Source organism: Falsiroseomonas sp. HW251, assembly GCF_050563545.1.
In the GTDB taxonomy this organism is placed as follows: domain Bacteria; phylum Pseudomonadota; class Alphaproteobacteria; order Acetobacterales; family Acetobacteraceae; genus Falsiroseomonas.
The window spans coordinates 114916-131374 of the sequence record NZ_JBNXUM010000016.1 but is presented as its reverse complement, the minus strand read 5'-3'; the positions used below and the strand labels follow the sequence as shown (position 1 = coordinate 131374).

15 protein-coding genes are annotated in these 16459 nt (G+C 73.1%); 12 read left to right on the top strand and 3 right to left on the bottom strand.

The window, feature by feature from the left end; genetic code table 11:
- The first annotated feature begins 1 nt into the window (after position 1).
- The 5 genes from trpD (at position 2) to lexA (ending at position 4475) form a co-directional block, all read left to right on the top strand.
- Positions 2-1042: an anthranilate phosphoribosyltransferase gene (trpD, locus tag ACLF3M_RS19820; protein ID WP_430658745.1), complete on the top strand. Its 1041-nt coding sequence runs from the start codon at positions 2-4 to the stop codon at positions 1040-1042.
- Positions 1039-1860, top strand: coding sequence for an indole-3-glycerol phosphate synthase TrpC (gene trpC / locus ACLF3M_RS19815; RefSeq protein ID WP_430658696.1), 822 nt, complete (start codon positions 1039-1041; stop codon positions 1858-1860). Before trpD ends, trpC begins: the two co-directional genes overlap by 4 nt.
- A gap of 66 nt (positions 1861-1926) precedes the next feature.
- A complete protein-coding gene (gene moaC / locus ACLF3M_RS19810; protein WP_430658695.1) occupies positions 1927-2403 on the top strand; it encodes a cyclic pyranopterin monophosphate synthase MoaC in 477 nt (158 codons plus the stop codon).
- Entirely contained in the window at positions 2403-3608 is a 1206-nt protein-coding gene (locus ACLF3M_RS19805) for a molybdopterin molybdotransferase MoeA (protein WP_430658694.1), read from the top strand. The genes moaC and ACLF3M_RS19805 overlap by 1 nt, the downstream gene beginning before the upstream one ends.
- Positions 3609-3743: 135 nt before the next feature.
- Positions 3744-4475: a transcriptional repressor LexA gene (gene lexA, locus ACLF3M_RS19800; protein WP_430658693.1), complete on the top strand. Its 732-nt coding sequence runs from the start codon at positions 3744-3746 to the stop codon at positions 4473-4475.
- Positions 4476-4568: 93 nt separating this feature from the next.
- Here lexA and ACLF3M_RS19795 read toward each other — a convergent pair whose 3' ends face one another.
- Positions 4569-4712, bottom strand: coding sequence for a hypothetical protein (locus tag ACLF3M_RS19795; protein ID WP_430658692.1), 144 nt, complete (start codon positions 4710-4712; stop codon positions 4569-4571).
- Positions 4713-4768: 56 nt separating this feature from the next.
- A complete protein-coding gene (locus ACLF3M_RS19790) occupies positions 4769-6946 on the bottom strand; it encodes a ComEC/Rec2 family competence protein (protein WP_430658691.1) in 2178 nt (725 codons plus the stop codon).
- Between the two features lie 223 nt (positions 6947-7169).
- Between ACLF3M_RS19790 and gltX the strand changes: the two genes are divergently transcribed.
- From gltX to ACLF3M_RS19755, 7 genes are all read left to right on the top strand, one after another.
- Positions 7170-8567 carry a glutamate--tRNA ligase gene (gene gltX, locus ACLF3M_RS19785; RefSeq protein ID WP_430658690.1) on the top strand — a complete coding sequence of 466 codons (1398 nt, stop codon included), beginning with the start codon at positions 7170-7172 and terminating at the stop codon, positions 8565-8567.
- Between the two features lie 4 nt (positions 8568-8571).
- The gene (locus tag ACLF3M_RS19780; RefSeq protein ID WP_430658744.1) at positions 8572-9246 is read left to right on the top strand and encodes a helix-turn-helix transcriptional regulator; all 675 of its coding nucleotides are present in this window, start codon (positions 8572-8574) and stop codon (positions 9244-9246) included.
- A 55-nt stretch (positions 9247-9301) separates the two neighbouring features.
- A complete protein-coding gene (locus ACLF3M_RS19775; protein ID WP_430658689.1) occupies positions 9302-9637 on the top strand; it encodes a VOC family protein in 336 nt (111 codons plus the stop codon).
- Positions 9638-9808: 171 nt separating this feature from the next.
- Entirely contained in the window at positions 9809-11161 is a 1353-nt protein-coding gene (locus tag ACLF3M_RS19770) for a calcium-binding protein (RefSeq protein WP_430658688.1), read from the top strand.
- A 66-nt stretch (positions 11162-11227) separates the two neighbouring features.
- The gene (locus ACLF3M_RS19765) at positions 11228-12997 is read left to right on the top strand and encodes an ABC transporter ATP-binding protein/permease (RefSeq protein WP_430658687.1); all 1770 of its coding nucleotides are present in this window, start codon (positions 11228-11230) and stop codon (positions 12995-12997) included.
- Between the two features lie 82 nt (positions 12998-13079).
- Positions 13080-14063 (top strand): Bug family tripartite tricarboxylate transporter substrate binding protein, encoded by a 984-nt coding sequence (locus tag ACLF3M_RS19760; RefSeq protein ID WP_430658686.1) that lies wholly within the window; start codon positions 13080-13082, stop codon positions 14061-14063.
- A gap of 140 nt (positions 14064-14203) precedes the next feature.
- A complete protein-coding gene (locus tag ACLF3M_RS19755; protein WP_430658685.1) occupies positions 14204-14965 on the top strand; it encodes an HpcH/HpaI aldolase family protein in 762 nt (253 codons plus the stop codon).
- On the opposite strand, the gene ACLF3M_RS19750 is transcribed toward ACLF3M_RS19755, so the two are convergent.
- Positions 14953-16458: a winged helix-turn-helix domain-containing protein gene (locus ACLF3M_RS19750; protein WP_430658684.1), complete on the bottom strand. Its 1506-nt coding sequence runs from the start codon at positions 16456-16458 to the stop codon at positions 14953-14955. The two genes, ACLF3M_RS19755 and ACLF3M_RS19750, sit on opposite strands and share 13 nt — an antisense overlap.
- Position 16459: the final 1 nt, after the last annotated feature.

Genomic DNA, 16459 nt, shown 5'->3' with positions numbered 1-16459 from the left:
CATGAAATCCGTCCTCGCGCGGCTCGCCGCCGGCGAACGCCTCGCGGAGAGCGAGGCGGAGGCCGCCTTCGGCATGATCATGGCTGGCGAGGCGACGCCGGCGCAGATCGCCGGCCTTCTCATGGCCATGCGCGTGCGCGGCGAGACCGTGCCGGAGATGACCGGCGCCGTCCGCGCCATGCGCGCCCGGATGATCGCGGTGGAGGCGCCCCCGGACGCTATGGACATCGTGGGGACCGGCGGCGATGCCGCCGGGACGCTCAACATCTCCACCGCCGCCGCGTTGGTCACCGCCGGCGCCGGGGTGAAGGTCGCCAAACACGGCAACCGCGCGCTCTCGTCCAGATCCGGCGCCGCCGATGCGCTCTCCGCCCTCGGAATCCCCGTGATGGAGACGCCGCTCGACCGGCTGCCGGCGATCCTGGAGGAAGCCGGCATGTGCTTCCTGATGGCGCCGCGGCATCACTCGGCGCTTCGCCATGCGGCCGGCCCGCGGATGGAACTCGGCACCAGGACGATCTTCAATCTGCTGGGCCCGCTCGCGAATCCCGCCCGGGTGAAGCGCCAGATGACCGGCGCCTTCAGCGCGGAGTGGCTGCGCCCGATGGCCGAGACACTGGCCCGCCTCGGAACCGAGCGCGCCTGGCTGGTGCATGGCCAGGGCCTCGATGAACTGACGCTCGCCGGCCCCTCCCAGGTGGTCGAACTGAAGAACGGCGCGCTGCGGTCCTTCGAGGTCACGCCGGAGGAAGCCGGCCTTGCCCGCGCCCCGGCCGAGGCGCTGAAGGGCGGCGACCCCGCGGAGAACGCGGCCGCGCTGCAGGCCCTGCTGGACGGCGCGCCCGGCGCCTATCGCGACTGCGTGCTGCTGAATGCCGCCGCGGCGCTCGTCGTCGCGGGCAAGGCTGCCACGCTGCGGGACGGGGTTGCGCTGGCCGCGCGGAGCCTGGATGGGGGCGCCGCGTTGGACGTGCTGCGCAAGCTGCGCGCCGCCGCCACGCCACCCCCTCCCGAGCCTCCGCTTCCCGGAGCCGCCGCATGAACGCCCCCGCCACCCTGGTCTCCGACACCCTCTCCCGCATCCTCGCCGACAAGTACGAGGAGGTGCGGGAGCGTTCCGCGAACACCTCGATCGGCGAGATCGAGCGCAAGGCGCGCTACGCCCCGGCGACCCGCGACTTCACCGGCGCGCTCTGTGCCGCGGTCGCCGATGGCCGGGTCGGGCTGATTGCCGAGATCAAGCGCGCCAGCCCCTCCGGCGGGCTGATCCGCGACCCCTTCAAACCCGTCGAGATCGCGAAGGCCTATGAGGAAGCCGGCGCGGCCTGCCTGTCGGTGCTGACCGACGGACCCTATTTCGGCGGCTCGATCGACGACCTCGTCGCCGCGCGCGCGGCCTGCGCGCTGCCGGTGCTGCGCAAGGACTTCATGGTCCATCCCTGGCAGGTCTTCGAGGCGCGGGCGATGGGCGCCGATTGCATCCTGCTGATCATGGCCGCGCTGTCCGACGCCCAGGCCGAGGAGCTGGAGGACATCGCCCGCTCGCTCGACATGGCGGTGCTGGCCGAGGTGCATGACCGGCGGGAGCTGGATCGCGCGCTGGGGCTGGAGACGCGGCTGATCGGCGTGAACAACCGCAACCTCAAGACCCTGGCGACCGACCTTTCGACGTCGGAGGAACTGGTCCCGCTGATCCCCGCCGACCGCATCCCGGTGGCCGAGAGCGGCATCCGCACCCCCGGGGATGTGCGCCGCATGTGCAAGGCCGGCGCGCGCTGCCTGCTGATCGGCGAGCACCTGCTGCGCCAGCCCGACGTGACCGCGGCCGCGGGCGAGCTGATCCACGCCATCCCGAACTGAGCGCGGACCTTCCCTGTCCCAAACCTTCCCTCCCCCGCAAGCGGGGGAGGGCCTAAGCTGCGGGGCATGACCACCAAGCTCACCCATTTCGACGAAGCCGGCCGGGCCGCCATGGTGGATGTCTCCGCCAAGGCCGAGACGGCCCGCACCGCCATAGCCCGCGGCCGCATCGTCATGGCGCCGGATACGCTCGCCCTCATCACCTCCGGCCAGGTCGGCAAGGGCGACGTGCTCGGCGTCGCGCGCCTCGCCGGGATCATGGCGGCGAAGCGGACCTCGGACCTCATCCCGCTCTGCCATCCGCTGATGCTGGCCAAGGTCAGCGTGGACCTGACGCCGGCCGCCCCGGACGCGGTCGAGATCGAGGCGACTGTCAAGGTCACCGGCCAGACCGGCGTCGAGATGGAGGCGCTGACCGCCGTCACCGTCGCCGCGCTCACGGTCTACGACATGTGCAAGGCCGCCGACCGCGCCATGCGCATCGAGGACGTCCGGCTGGTGCACAAATCCGGCGGAAAATCGGGCGTTTACGAGGCGGCGTGATGATCTCGCTGGAAGAGGCCCGCGGCCGCATCCTGGAGGCCCTGACCCCCACCACCGCCGAGACCGTCCCGCTGCCCGAGGCCTGGAACCGGGTGCTGGCCAGGCCGGTGCCCGCCCGGCTGACACAGCCGCCGGCCGATGTCTCGGCGATGGACGGCTACGCCATGCGCGCCGCGGAGGCGACCGAGGGCGCGAGGCTCAAGCTCATCGGCGCCGCGCCGGCCGGCCACCCCTTCGCGGGAGAGGTTGGCCCCGGCCAGGCCGTACGCATCTTCACCGGCGGCTTCGTCCCCGCCGGCGCCGACGGCATCCTGCTGCAGGAGGATGCCGAGGAGACCGCCGGCACCGTCCTGGTGAAGGAAGCGGTGAAGCCGAACCGCTGGATCCGCCGGCGCGGGCTCGACTTCGCCGAGGGCGAGGAATTGCTGCCGGCCGGGCGGCGCCTGACGGCCCGCGACGTCGGCTTGGCCGCGGCGGCGAACCATCCCTGGGTCACGGTCCACCGCAAGCCGCGCATCGGCATCCTGGCCACCGGCGACGAGATCGCACTGCCCGGCGAGCCGATCCCCCCCGGCGGCATCGTCAGCTCCAACGCCCATGCGCTGGCGGCCGTGATCCGGGCCGCCGGCGGCGACCCCATCGTGCTGCCGATCGCCCCGGACGACCGCGACGCCATCGCGGCCGCCGCCGCCTCCGCCCGGTCCTGCGACATGCTGGTCACCACGGGCGGCGCGAGCGTCGGCGAGCACGACCTCGTGCAGAAGGCGCTCGGGCCGGAAGGCTTCGCGCTCGATTTCTGGAAGATCGCGATGCGGCCGGGCAAGCCGCTGATCTGGGGGCGGCTCGGCCGCACGCCGGTTCTGGGGCTGCCGGGGAACCCGGTCTCGGCGCTGGTCTGCGCGGTGCAGTTCCTCTTGCCGTCCGTCGCGATGCTGTCGGGCCTGCCCGCCGCCCCGCCGGCGACGCTGCTGGTCCGCGCCGGCGCGCCACTGCCCGAGAACGACAGGCGTTTCGACCATCTGCGGGCCTCGCTCGGCACCGACCGCGACGGCCGTCCCGTCGCGACGCCCTTCCCCGTCCAGGACAGTTCCATGTTGAAGACCCTGGCGCGGGCCGAGGCGCTGATCCTGCGCCCGCCTCATGCGCCCGCCGCCCCGGAAGGCGCCGAGGTCGAGGCGATTTCCCTCGGCCAGCTCGGAATCTGACCGGCTGCGGAAAAACTCCTGTGGAAAAGATTTGACGCGACGCGGAGAACCTACCTAGAACATCCACGCTGATTCCCCGTTTGTTCGCCGAGGCCGGTGGCCGGGGCGAGCCGGGGTGCGAGGACGGGAGGCTTCATGCTCACGCGGAAGCAGCACGAGCTGCTGATGTTCATCGACCGGCATCTCCGAGATACCGGTTTCTCTCCCTCCTTCGAGGAGATGAAGGAGGCCCTGCGCCTCAAGTCCAAGTCCGGCATTCACCGGCTGATCACGGCTCTGGAGGAGCGCGGCTTCCTCAAGCGCCGCGCTCACCGGGCCCGCGCGCTGGAGGTCATCCGGCTGCCCGATAACGTCGCGCCCCGCATGGCCCAGGCTGCCGCTGCCCCGCCGGCGCCCGCCGCGGCCCCGGCCTTTGCCCCGAACGTCATCCGCGGGAACTTCGCGGCGAATTTGTCCGGCGTGCCGAAGCCCGCCAACGAGGCCCCGGCCGTCCACCTGCCACTCTATGGCCGGATCGCTGCCGGCCTACCGATCGAGGCGCTGCGCGACAACGGCTCGAGCGTCGAGGTCCCGGCCGCGATGCTTGCCGGCGGCGAGCACTACGCTCTTGAAGTCGCGGGCGATTCGATGATGGAGGCCGGGATCCTGGACGGCGATACCGTCATCATCCGCCGCGGCGACATCGCGGAGAACGGCGCGATCGTGGTTGCGCTGGTGGATGAGGCCGAGGTCACCCTCAAGCGCCTGCGCAAGCGCGGCAACTCGGTCGCGCTGGAGCCCGCCAACCGCGCCTACGAGACCCGCATCTTCGGCCCCGACCGGGTCCGGGTTCAGGGCCGCCTGGTCGGGCTTCTCAGGAAGTACTGACCTACCTCTCCAGCCCTCCCCTGCTCGCGGGGGAGAGCTGGGCAAGGAGCCCCTCGCGGACCGGGCGCCCCGGCTGCCGCCAGGCAACACCCCTCAGTACGGATCCCACTCGCCCGTTGCCCGCTCCGCGCGCCAGCTGTGCCAGCGCTGCGCCAGCGCGAGCACGCCGAGCGAGACGAAGGCGCCGGCCGCCATCCAGCCGGCATCCGTCAGCAGCATGGTGTAGCCCAGGGCCATGGCACCCCTCCTTGGTTGCAGGCCCAAGGATAGGCACAACCCAGGTTGACAGAGTATTACCCGCCGTCGCGGGGTGCGACCGGCAGCGAATCCGGCTGCCCCGGCAGCGGTCGCGCCGGCACCCAGGGCCGATCGCCGCGCCAGTCGCGGTCGGCGACCACCCGCACCGCCTGCCCGAGCCAGGCGGCCTGTGCCCCGCCGCGCCAGACCGTGAAGCGGTCGATGCTCTCGCCCGATCCGCAGCGCGGTCGGATCGGCTCGGCCGAGATGATCAGCCCCGCCGTGCCGCAAGCCGCGCGCAGCGCCTCCGGCTCCGGCGGTGCCGCGCGCTGGCCACGCGGGACCGGCGCAGTCCGCAGCAGCACCGCCTCCGCGCCGTCCCGCGGGCGGAAGCGGCAGGCCGTGTCGGTGCAGGCCAAGGCGCCCCCCGCAACCTCGCCCGAAAGCGGCAGGGGCCTGGATGTCCCCGCGCTCATCCGGCGCAGCATCGCCTCCTTCGCGAAGGCGCTTGCGCCGGCCAGCTCCTGCACGAACACGCCATCCGAGGTGCGCAGCGCCACCAGCCGCGCATCCGGGCTAACCAGGAGGTCGGGCGGCGCCTGCGCCAGGCCCGCCGCGAGCGCGCCGGCCAGGACCGGCACGCCTGCCAGGCGCAGCCCTCCCCGCCACAGGGCGAGCCAGCAGAAGCCGAAGGCCGCGACCGCGAGCGCCGGCCCCGGGATCGGCGGCAGCACCGGCGAGGCCTCGGGCCAGGCCGCGACGACGCGTGCCACCGCCAGCATCGCCTCCACCCCCTGCCCCATGGCCCAGAGCGCCGGCGCCTCCAGCCCGAACGGCATCAGCGCGAGCGCGACCATCCCCGCCGGCATGACCAGGAAGGAGGTCAGCGGCACCGCGACCGCATTGGCCGCAACGCCATAGATCTGGAGCCGCCCGAAATGGTGCAGGCCAAAAGGCGCCGTCGCCGCGCCGGCCAGCGCCGAGGTCAGGGCGAGCCCGATCACCGCCAGCGCCACCCGGCGTCGCCACCCGCCTCCAAGCCGCAGGGCCGACAAGCGGTCCTTCAGCGCCTCATGCCCCGCGATCAGCGCCAGCACAGCCGCGAAGCTCATCTGGAAGGAGGGTCCGAGCAGTTCGGCGGGGGCGGCCAGCAGCACCACCGCCGCCGCCAGCGCAATGGACCGCAGGGTCAGCGCCCGCCGCCCCGCGACGAGGGCCAGCGTCACCAGCCCGGCCATCACCAGGCAGCGCTGCATCGGCACCTGCGATCCCGTCAGCAGCGTGTAGCCGATTCCCGCGGCCAGCCCGCCGACCGCGGCGATCGCCTTGCCCGGGATGCGGAGCGCGACCCAAGGCACCAGCGCGATGGCCAGCCGCAGCACCGCGAAGACCACGCCGATGACGATCGCCATGTGCAGCCCGGAGACCGAGAGCAGATGCGCGAGTCCGCTGTCGCGCATCGCCGCGATCTCGGCCGGCGGTATCGCGGCCTGGGATCCCGTCAGCAGCGCCGCGGCCACCGCGCCGGCGCCGCCGGGGATCGCCGCCTCGATCCGCGTCTCCAGAATCGTGCGCAGCCAGGCGAAGAAGGGCCGCTCCTCGCCCTGCGTCACGACCACCGGCGCGATCGCCGTGCCCGACCCGCCGAGCCCGCTGAAGAAGGCGGCACGCTGGAAGTCCCAGGCGCCTGGCGCGACGGGCGGCGGCGGTTCGCGCAGCAGGGCGCGGACGGCGATCGTGTCGCCAGGTTCCGGCCGGGCCGCATCGCTCGCGCGCAGCCGCAGCCGGATCGCGCGCGGCAGCGCATCGCCACCGTTGAGCCGCACGCCCTCCAGCGTCACGCGCCGGCTCTCTGGCAGCGCCTCCACCGCCGTGACCGTGCCGGAGAGCCCGACCGCGCCGCGCGGCAGGTCAAGCGGGGCGGGCAGCCCCGCCGCCTGCCAAGACGCGACGCCGAAGCCCAGCAGCCCCGCCGTAGCCATGCCGACCGCCCAGCCCACCAGCGGCACCCGCCGACCCAGCCACAGCGCCAGCGCAATCAGCCCAGGCACCAGCCACAGGGCCTGCCAGCCCGGCTCCGTCGCCCGCTCGAAATAGCAGAGCACCCCAGCGCCAAGCGCCACCGCGAGCCAGGGCGCGAAGCGGCCATGCTGCCGGGCGAGCATCGCCTCCGCCGCCCCGCGTAGCGACGCGGCGACGCCCGGCCGTTCGGCACGCGCCAGGGAAAGGCTCACGCGCCACAGTTGTCGTGCCGCGGGCGCAACGCAACCACGTGGAGGCGTTTTCATCCGCCGCGCGGCGCGAGCGTTTGCCGGGCTCCCGTCCGCGCTGGACCGTGATCCACGGTCGTAGCTAGCGGTCCAGTCCTTGTTTGCGCGGCTGATTCACAGCTTCGCCGATTCCGCCTTCGCGGATCAGGCGCTAGGAAGAGCGCCCCTGATCCTCGGCTGGAACCCCATGTCGGTCCGCACCCGCTTCGCCCCCTCGCCCACGGGCTACCTGCATATCGGCGGCGCCCGCACGGCGCTGTTCAACTACCTCTTCGCCCGCCGCCATGGCGGCCAGTACCTCCTGCGGATCGAGGACACGGACAAGGCGCGCTCCACGCCCGAGGCCGTGCAGCAGATCATCGAGAGCCTGGACTGGCTCGGCCTCGGCCCGGACGAGACCCCGGTCTTCCAGTCCACGCGGGAGCCACGCCACGCCGAGGTCGCGAGGGAGCTGCTCGCCAAGGGCAAGGCCTACCTCGCCTACGACACGCCGGACGAGTTGGCGGCGATGCGCGCCGAGGCCGAGGCGGCGAAGCGCCCGTTCAAGTACGACGGCTCGAAGTGGATCGGGATGGACGCGTCCAAGGCGCCATCGGTCGCGCCCGCCATCCGGATCATCGCCCCGCGCGGCGGCGAGACCGTGGTGAAGGACCTGGTGCAGGGCGAGGTGAAGGTCGCCAACACCGAGCTCGACGACATGATCATCCTGCGCTCGGACAGCACGCCGACCTACCTGCACGCGGTCGTCGTGGACGACCACGACATGCAGATCACGCACGTGATCCGCGGCGATGACCACCTCACCAACACCTTCCGCCAGTGCATGGTGTACGACGCCATGGGCTGGCACCGGCCCCACTTCGCGCATGTGCCGCTGATCCATGGGGCGGACGGCGCGAAGCTGTCGAAGCGCCACGGCGCGGTCGGCGCGCTGGAGTTCCGCGAGCAGGGCTACTTGCCCGAGGCCGTCTGCAACTACCTGCTCCGCCTGGGTTGGGGCCATGGCGACACCGAGATCATCGGCCGCGAGGACGCGATCAGGATCTTCGACATTGCCGATGTCGGCCGCGCCGCGGCGCGGATGGACTATGCCAAGCTCACGCACTTCAACGGCGTCTGGCTCCGGGCCGCCGACGATGCCCGTCTGACGAAGGAGGTGCTGGCCCGCTTCGCGAAGCGCGGCGTGCTGTTCGGCACCGAGGGCGGCGACCGCGTCGCCGCGCTGATGCCGGACCTGAAGGAGCGGGCAAAGACCCTCGAGGAACTCGCCGGCGCCGCCGTCTTCGTCGCGCAGGACGGCCCGCCCGAGATGGACCCGAAGGCGGCCGCGCTCCTGACGCCCGAGGCGAAGGAGCGGCTGAAGGACCTCGCGGTCTTCCTGACGGACGCGCCGTGGGAGCGCAAGGACCTCGAGCAGTGGCTGCGCGACTACGCCGACGTGAAGGGCGTGAAGATGGGCGCCGTCGCCCAGCCGCTGCGCGTCGCGCTGACAGGTAGCACCTCCTCGCCGCCGATCGACGCGGTGCTCTTCGTGCTCGGCCGCGCGGAGGCCGTCTCCCGCATGCTCGCCGCCGCGGGGGAGTGACGCCCTGGCCAGGTCGGCGCGACTGCTGGACCTGATCCAGGCGCTGCGCGGAAGGCGGCGTCCGGTGACGGCCGCGGCGCTGGCAGGCGAACTCGGCGTCACGCCCCGAACGATCTACCGCGACGTGGCGACGCTGATGGCCGCCGGCGCACCGATCGAGGGCGAGGCGGGGCTCGGCTACGTGCTCCGCCCAGGCCTCTTCCTGCCGCCGCTCATGCTCGGCGCGGACGAGGCGGACGCCGTGCTGCTCGGGCTGCGCCTGGTCGAGAGCCGCGGCGATGCGGCGCTGGCCGCCGCCGCCCGCAGCGCCGCGGCGAAGGTCGGCGCCGTGCTGCCCGACAGCGTCGAGCCCGATGACGGCCTCATCGCCGGGCCGGGCGCGAAGGACGCGCCCCATCTCGGCACGATCCGCGGGGCGATGCGGGCCGAGCGCAGGCTGCGGCTGGCGTACACCGACCGCAGGGGCAGGCCGAGCGACCGCGTGGTCTGGCCGCTCGCCGTCGGCTTCTTCGACGCCGTCGAGATGCTCGCAGCCTGGTGCGAGGAGCGCGACGACTTCCGGCATTTTCGTCTCGACCGGATCGTCAGCGCCGAGGCGCTGCCCGACCGCATGCCGACGCGCCGCCGCGTGCTGCTGAGGCAGTGGCGGCTGAGCCAGGATCTCGACGACGGCTCCTGACAGGATCTGTCAGGGCCGGCGCGCAGTCTCCGCGGGGTCGCAAGGAGACACCGCCATGACGCCATCTCTGCTGATCCTCTACGTCGCCGACGTCGCGGCGAGCGCTCGCTTCTACGAGACCCTGCTGCAGCGGGCGCCGGAGGAGGCTTCGCCGGGCTTCGCGATGTTCAGGCTGCCCTCGGGCCTGTCGATCGGCCTCTGGGCACGCGCCGGAGGCCCGCCGCGCGGGATGGAGATCGACTTCATCGTCGACGACGCGGACGCCGTCCACGCCGACTGGACCGCGCGCGGCATCCCGGTCGCGGAGCCGCTCTCCGACCAGGAGTTCGGCCGCAGTTTCGTCGCGCAAGACCCCGACGGCACGCGGCTGCGCGTGCTGCGCCCGGCCTAGGGCCGCTCGTTCCACACGTCACTTCAATGCGAGATGACATCAAGTCCGGCGATCGTGTCATGCGGTCGTGGCGCAAGCGGAAATAGCATACTGCATTCTCTTCCCGCAGCGCCGCGCCGGGCCGATCCGGGTCTGGCCGGCGCCGGGATCATGGGGGGAAGGCAGATCGGCATGACCGCGAGGCTCGGCACCACCGGCGACGACAGCCTGCTCGGAACACCCCGTGCCGAGTTCATCGTTGGCGACCCCTATGCCAGCGATCCCGCGACGCCGGGCGACCTCGGGGACCTCACCGGGCTGGCCGGCGCCGACACCATCCACGGCTCGCGTGGTGCCGATACGCTCGTTGGCGACGCGCTGCGCGCCGACGGTACGGAGGCGCGGGGTGGCGCGGACGTGCTGTCCGGGGGCGAGGGCGACGACTGGATCGCTGGCGATGCGATCAGCCTGAGTGGCAGCTCCGGCGGGGGCGACGACCTTCTGGATGGCGGCGCGGGCAATGATACGCTGTACGGAGACGCCTCGGTCATGGGCGGCGTCTTCTACATCGCGCGTGGCGGAAACGACACGCTGCATGGCGGCGCGGGAGACGATTGGATCCACGGCGATGGTCTCCCGCTCGGCCATGGGGGAGTGCGTGCGGGCAACGACCTGCTCGATGGCGGCGACGGGGCCGACACGCTGGTGGGCGATTCCCCGGCCGACCGGGAGGGCCGGATGGGCGCGGATACGCTCGACGGCGGCGCCGACGGCGACCTTATGTACGGCGACTCGCGCTCCGAGCTGATGGCCACGACGGGTGGCGACGACATCCTGGCCGGCGGCCGTGGCGGCGATACGCTCTTCGGCGACGCAATGGTCATGGACTACGGCACGAACGGGGGTGCCGACTCGCTGGATGGCGGCGGCGGCGACGATCTCCTCTACGGCGATGCCAGCGGTCTCGCGCTCAGCGCGTCGGGCGGCAAGGACACCCTGCACGGCGGGGCCGGTGGCGACACGCTTGTCGGCGATGCGTCCTACATGGCTATCGGCGACGAGCGCCCGGCCGATGATCTGCTGCTCGGCGGCCGAGGCCGGGACGTCCTGTTCGGCGACTTCCAGGCGGCGACAAGCTTCAGGTACCTTCCCCTTGGCAACGATTCCCTGGCCGGCGGCGGCGACGCCGACACCATTTATGGCGACGCGGCCACCGTGAACGGAAATGCCGTCTGCGGCGCGGACACGATCCGGGGTGGCGCAGGCAACGACCTGCTCCATGGCGACGCCGCGAGCATCGCGCCTGACGTCACGCGCGGCGCCGATCTCTTCGTATTCGAAGGCCGCTTCGGCCGTGACACCGTCGCCGACTTCCACCAGGGCGAGGACCGCCTGGCCTTCGACCTGCGCGGCATCACCGGCTTGGATGACCTTTCCATCGTGGTCGGCGCGACCGACACCGTGATCACCGCCGGCCGCTTCGGCTCCATCACGCTCGCAGGCTTCACCGCGGCCCTGACCGCCTCCGACCTCGTCTTCTCCTGACCTTCGCTCGACAGCGTGCGCCTCGCGGCGCAGGCTGCCCGCCATGCCGCAACGGAGCGCCCTGCGATGAGCGGCGCGGCGGGACGCGGCGTGGACCCGCGCGCGCACGCCTCCACCCTGCACGGCTTCGCCGCGCTGTCCGGTCCCTGGCTGTCGCGCTGGCGGGTGCGCGCCGCGATCCTGCTGCTGGCGATGCTGACCGCGCTGCAGGTCGCCCTCGCCGTCGCCTACAACCTCTGGAGCGCGCGGCTGTTCGACGCGCTGGAACGCCGAGATACCGCGTCGCTCTGGAGCGCGGTCTGGCAGTTCGCGCTGCTGCTCGCCGCCATCGTTACCTCCAACGCCGCGCAGCTCCAGGCCAAGCGTGGCGTGGCGCTGTCCTGGCGACGCTCGCTCACGGAACGGCTGCTCGCCACCTGGCTCGACCAGGGGCGGCACTGGCGCCTCGCGCAGCTGCCGGGCAGCCCGGACAACCCCGACGGGCGCATCGCGGAGGACATCCGCATCGCGACCGAGCAGGGGGTGGAGCTCTCGGCCTCGCTCTTCTTCGCTGTCGGCGTGCTCGCGACCTTCGTCGGGATCCTCTGGTCGCTCTCCGGCAGGGTCGAGCTGTTCGGCATCCCCGTGCCCGGGCACATGGTCTGGCTCGCGATGCTCTATGCGATGGGCGGCGCCGTGGCGGCCTTCACGCTCGGCCAGAAGCTGACCTCGGCGACGCTGCAGCGCCAGCGTGCGGAGGCCGATTTCCGCTTCGGCTTGGCCGGCGCGCGCGAGCATGACGAGGGGCTGGCGCTGGCGCAGGGCGAGGCCGTGGCGCGCGCGGAAGCCCGCCGGCGCTTCGGGGCACTGTCCCTCGCCTGGTTCCGCCAGACGCTCGGGCTGCGCAATCTCACGGCCTTCCAGTCGGCCTTCGCGACGCTGTCGCCGATCCTGCCGCTGCTGGTCGCGGCGCCGCGCTATCTGAACGGCACGCTGACGCTGGGCGGGCTGATGCAGCTGGCACAGGGCTTCCAGCAGGTCGTCGGCGCGCTGTCCTGGCCGGTGGACAACGCGGCACGGCTGGCGGAATGGGCTGCCTCGGCCGAGCGCATCCTGGCGCTGGCCGACGCCGTCGAATCCAGCGATGCCCAGCCCGGCATGTTGCTGGCCGACGAGGAGGACGGCGCCCTGGTGCTGCAATCGCTGCGGCTGACGCTGCCGGACGGGACGCCGCTGACCGCGCCCCTCGATGCGCGCCTCGGGCCGGGCGCGCAGGCCGAGGTCGTCGGCGATCCCCGTGCGATGCGCGCGCTGTTCCTGGCGCTGGCTGGGCTCTGGCCCTGGGGCCAGGGCCGCATCGCGCGGCCTCGCAGTGTCGCGGCGCTGCCGCGGCGTCCCTGGCTGCCGCCGATCGCGCCTGCCCTGCTGCTCGCCCCGACCGGCGGCGCCCCGCGGGAGGCGATGGCGGCCGTGCTCGCCGGCGTCGGCCTCGGCGCGCTCGCGCACCGGCTTGACGCGGCGCAGGACTGGGACAGCGCGCTGGACGAGGCCGACCGGCTGCGGCTGGCCTTCGCGCGGCTGCTGCTGGCGCGGCCCGCGCTCGTGCTGCTCGACGACCTCGTCGGCGTGCTGGGCGAAGAGGAGATGCAGCGCCTGGTCGGCCTCGTCGGCCTCGCGCTGCCCGGGGCGATCCTGCTCGCCGCCGACCATGGCGCGCTGGGCCTGGAGGCGAAGCTGGTGCTGGCCAAGGCGACCGGCCTGCCGCATGGCCGCGCCTCGCGCGCCGCCCGGCGCCGCAGGACCTTCCAGCTGGTGGAATGGCTGCGGCGCGGCTTCGGCCACCGCCAGGAACCGTGAGCCGGGCGGCGTTGCGCGCCCCTGCCCGCCGCCGCATCCTGGGCGGGACGGCCAGCAGGTCGCGCGGGAAGGAAACGGCACCATGACACATCGCATCGCCCGTCGCGTGCTGCTCGCCGCGCCGCTCGTCCTGCCGGCGCTGCGCCCCGCCGCCGCGCAGGCCGATTATCCCGCGCGCCCCGTGCGCTTCATCGTGCCCTTCCCGCCGGGCCAGGCGGCCGACCTGTTCGGGCGGCTGATGGCCGACGAGCTCTCGAAGCGCTGGCCGCAGCGCGTCGTCGTGGAGAACCGCGCGGGCGGCGCCGGCGCCATCGGGATGGAGGCGGTGAAGACCGCGCCGCCCGACGGCTACACGCTCGGCGTCGGCACCTCCGGCACGCTCGGGATCAACCCCTCCGTGATGGCACGCCTGCCCTACGACGCGGAACGCGACTATGCCGCGATCAGCAACATCTTCACCCTGCCGCTGGTCTTCGTGGCCCACCCGTCCTTCGAGGCCGCGGACATGGCGGCCTTCGTGGCGCTGGCGCGCAGCGCGCCGGGGCGCGTGCAATACGCGTCGGCAGGGCCGGGCACCGCGCAGCACCTGACGGCGGAGATGCTGGCCTTCAGGCTGCGCCTGCAGATGGTCCATGTGCCCTATCGCGGCAGCGGCCCGGCCATGGCGGACCTGATCGCGGGCAATGTGAAGGTGATGGTGGACAGCCTCGCCTCCGCGCTGCCGAACATCCAGGGCGGCCGCATCCGCGCGCTGGCCGTGACCAGCCGCGCCCGAGTGCCGCAACTGCCTGACGTGCCGACCGTGGCGGAGACGGTATCGCCGGGCTTCGAGGCCGCGGGCTGGTCCGGCCTGGTCGCGCCCGCCGGCACGCCCGACGCGGTGATCCGCAAGGTCAATGCCGACGCGGTGGCCATCCTGCGCGACCCGCAGGTCGCCGCGCGCATGGTGGAGATGGGGGGCTTCCCCGATCCCGGCACGCCCGAGGAATACGGCCGTTTCATCGCCGCCGAGATCGCGAAGTGGCGCGAGGTCGCGCGCGCGGCGGATGTGCGGCTGGACAGCTGACGCCGCGGGCGGCGCGCGTCAGGTGCCGCGATATCCCGTGACGGCGTTCCTTCGGCAGGATTTCGGCAGGCTATCAGGACGTCCCCCGCGCCAGGAGGCAGCATCGCCCCACCGGGCACCAGCCCGGGCGGAGGAATGCGATGAGCCAGGGACTGAAGCGGCGCCTCGGCGCCGGCAAGACGATCGGCACCTATGTCAACGTGATCCCCTCGGCGGTCGCCGTGCAGGCCATGGCCGCGGCCGGCGCGGATTGCGTCATCCTGGACCAGGAGCATGGCGCCGTGGGCCCGGAGAGCCTGCACGCCATGATCGCGGCGACCCAGGGCACGCACTGCGCGCCGCTGGTCCGCGTCCCCGCGCGCGAGGCCGCCTGGGTGAAGCCCGCGCTCGACCTCGGCGCGGAGGGCATCTGCTTCCCGCTGGTCGGCACGGCGGAGGAAGCGGCGGAGGCGGTGTCGCTGACGCGCTATCCGCCGCGCGGCCGCCGCGGCTGGGGGCCCTTCGTCGCGCATGCGCGCTGGGGCACGCCGCTCTTTGAGCATCTCGCGCAGCGCGGCGATGAGACCGTGGTCATGCTGCTGATCGAGACGGTCGCAGCGGTCGAGAACATCGAGGCGATCTGCGGGGTCGAGGGCATCGACTGCATGGTTATCGCGCCCTTCGACCTCTCGACCGAACTCGGCGTCTCCGGCCGCTTCGACGCGCCGGAGTTCCGCGAGGCCGTGACGAGGCTTGAGCGCGTCATCCTCGGCGCCGGCATCCCGCTCGGCGGCGTCGCTATGACGGAACAGCAGACGCGCGAGATCCTCGCGCGCGGCTACCGGCTGCCGGTGCATGGCTTCGACGTGCTGATGCTGGGCGGGCTGGCGCGCCAGCACGCGGCCTGGCGTCAGCCTGGCTGAGAACGCTCCTCCGCGAGCGAGGCGTCGAGCCGCGTGGCAAGCCCTGGGTTGCGCGCGCGGAACGGCGCCAGCACGTCGCCCGAGGGCAGCGGCAGCGCTGCCGCCTTGGCCGCGAAGGACGCCGCGCCGGCGCGGTCGCCGTCCGCCATCGCGCAGCAGGCCGCGACTTCAAAGGCGGGCCGCCAGCCCGGGCGGATGCGCGCCGCCTGCATCGCGGCCTCGCGCGCCTCCCTCGGCCGGCCGTCGACCAGCAGCGCGACGGCGCGCAGCACCTGCCAGACGAAGTTCTGGGGATCGTCGGGATTGAGCGCGAGACCCTGCGCCAGCGACTCTGCCGCGGGCGCCGCATCGCCGGCGAAGAGCAGCCCCATGCCGCGCACGAGATGCCCCAGCGCGAAGAAGGGCAGCATCGCGACCACCGTCTCGCCCGCGCGCACGGTGTCCTGCGGCTCGCCGGCATAGGCGCTGGCGATGGCGTAGGCGTAATGGGCGTAAGGATCGCGGTCGTCGAGTTCGACGGCGCGCAGCCCCGCCGCGATCGCGGCCGCGCCTTCGGCCGCCCTGTCCTCGGCCCAGCCATAGGCGATGCGGCCCGCCGAGACGCGCGCCAGCCAGGTCCAGCCCTCGCACAGCGCTGGATCGCGTCGCGTCGCGTCCACGAACAGCGCGCGCGCGGTCGCGTGGCCCTCGCGCGTGACCTTGTGGAAGTGCCAAATGCCCTGGCGCACCAGTTCGAGCGCGGAGGGATCGCCACGGCGCGCCAGCACGGCGCGGCTGGCTTCGGATTCAAGCAGCGCGGGCTCGATCGCCGCCAGGACGCGGCGCGTGACCTCGTCCTGGAAGGCGAAGATGTCGGCGGCGCTGCCTTCGCTGGTGCCCGACCAAAGGTGATGCCCGGCTTCGGTCCCGACCAGGCGGCAGGAGACGCGAAGGCGATCGCCGTCGCTGCGCAGGCTGCCCTCCAGCGCGTAGCGCACGCCGAGGCGTCGCCCGATTTCCCGCACCTCCGTCGCCGTATCGCGGAAGGTGAAGGCCGTGCTGCGCGCCACCACGAAGAGCCAGCGCACGCGCGCGAGCACGCTCGTCAGGTCGTCCGCCACCGCATCGGCGATCCAGGCCTGGCTGGGATCGGCGCCGAGATGGGCGAAAGGCAGCACGACGACGGAGGGCCGGTCGGGCGCCGCCGCGGCTTCCGCGATGTCGAGGAGATAGCCACGCTTCGCGACGGTGCGCAGCACGCGCCCCTCGGCATCGCCGATGGCGCGGCGGATGTCGCGCACGGCCTGCACCAGGCTGTCCTCGGTGACATGGATGCCGGGCCAGACGGCGTCGAGCAGCTCGTCCTTGGACAGCACGCGCCCGGCGTGGCGCGCCAGCACCAGCAGCATGTCCCAGGATTTCGGCCGCAGCGCGATCTCCAGACCCGCCTCGTCGCGGAGCGCGCCGCGGGCGGGATCGAGGACGCATCGTCCGATCCTCCGCGGCGTCTCCATC

Coding starts and splice junctions, on each gene's coding strand:
- trpD (WP_430658745.1), top strand. CDS start 2: ATGAAATCCGTCCTCGCGCGGCTCGCCGCCGGCGAACGCCTCGCGGAG.
- trpC (WP_430658696.1), top strand. CDS start 1,039: ATGAACGCCCCCGCCACCCTGGTCTCCGACACCCTCTCCCGCATCCTC.
- moaC (WP_430658695.1), top strand. CDS start 1,927: ATGACCACCAAGCTCACCCATTTCGACGAAGCCGGCCGGGCCGCCATG.
- ACLF3M_RS19805 (WP_430658694.1), top strand. CDS start 2,403: ATGATCTCGCTGGAAGAGGCCCGCGGCCGCATCCTGGAGGCCCTGACC.
- lexA (WP_430658693.1), top strand. CDS start 3,744: ATGCTCACGCGGAAGCAGCACGAGCTGCTGATGTTCATCGACCGGCAT.
- ACLF3M_RS19795 (WP_430658692.1), bottom strand. CDS start 4,712: ATGGCCCTGGGCTACACCATGCTGCTGACGGATGCCGGCTGGATGGCG.
- gltX (WP_430658690.1), top strand. CDS start 7,170: ATGTCGGTCCGCACCCGCTTCGCCCCCTCGCCCACGGGCTACCTGCAT.
- ACLF3M_RS19775 (WP_430658689.1), top strand. CDS start 9,302: ATGACGCCATCTCTGCTGATCCTCTACGTCGCCGACGTCGCGGCGAGC.
- ACLF3M_RS19770 (WP_430658688.1), top strand. CDS start 9,809: ATGACCGCGAGGCTCGGCACCACCGGCGACGACAGCCTGCTCGGAACA.
- ACLF3M_RS19765 (WP_430658687.1), top strand. CDS start 11,228: ATGAGCGGCGCGGCGGGACGCGGCGTGGACCCGCGCGCGCACGCCTCC.
- ACLF3M_RS19760 (WP_430658686.1), top strand. CDS start 13,080: ATGACACATCGCATCGCCCGTCGCGTGCTGCTCGCCGCGCCGCTCGTC.
- ACLF3M_RS19755 (WP_430658685.1), top strand. CDS start 14,204: ATGAGCCAGGGACTGAAGCGGCGCCTCGGCGCCGGCAAGACGATCGGC.
- ACLF3M_RS19750 (WP_430658684.1), bottom strand. CDS start 16,458: ATGGAGACGCCGCGGAGGATCGGACGATGCGTCCTCGATCCCGCCCGC.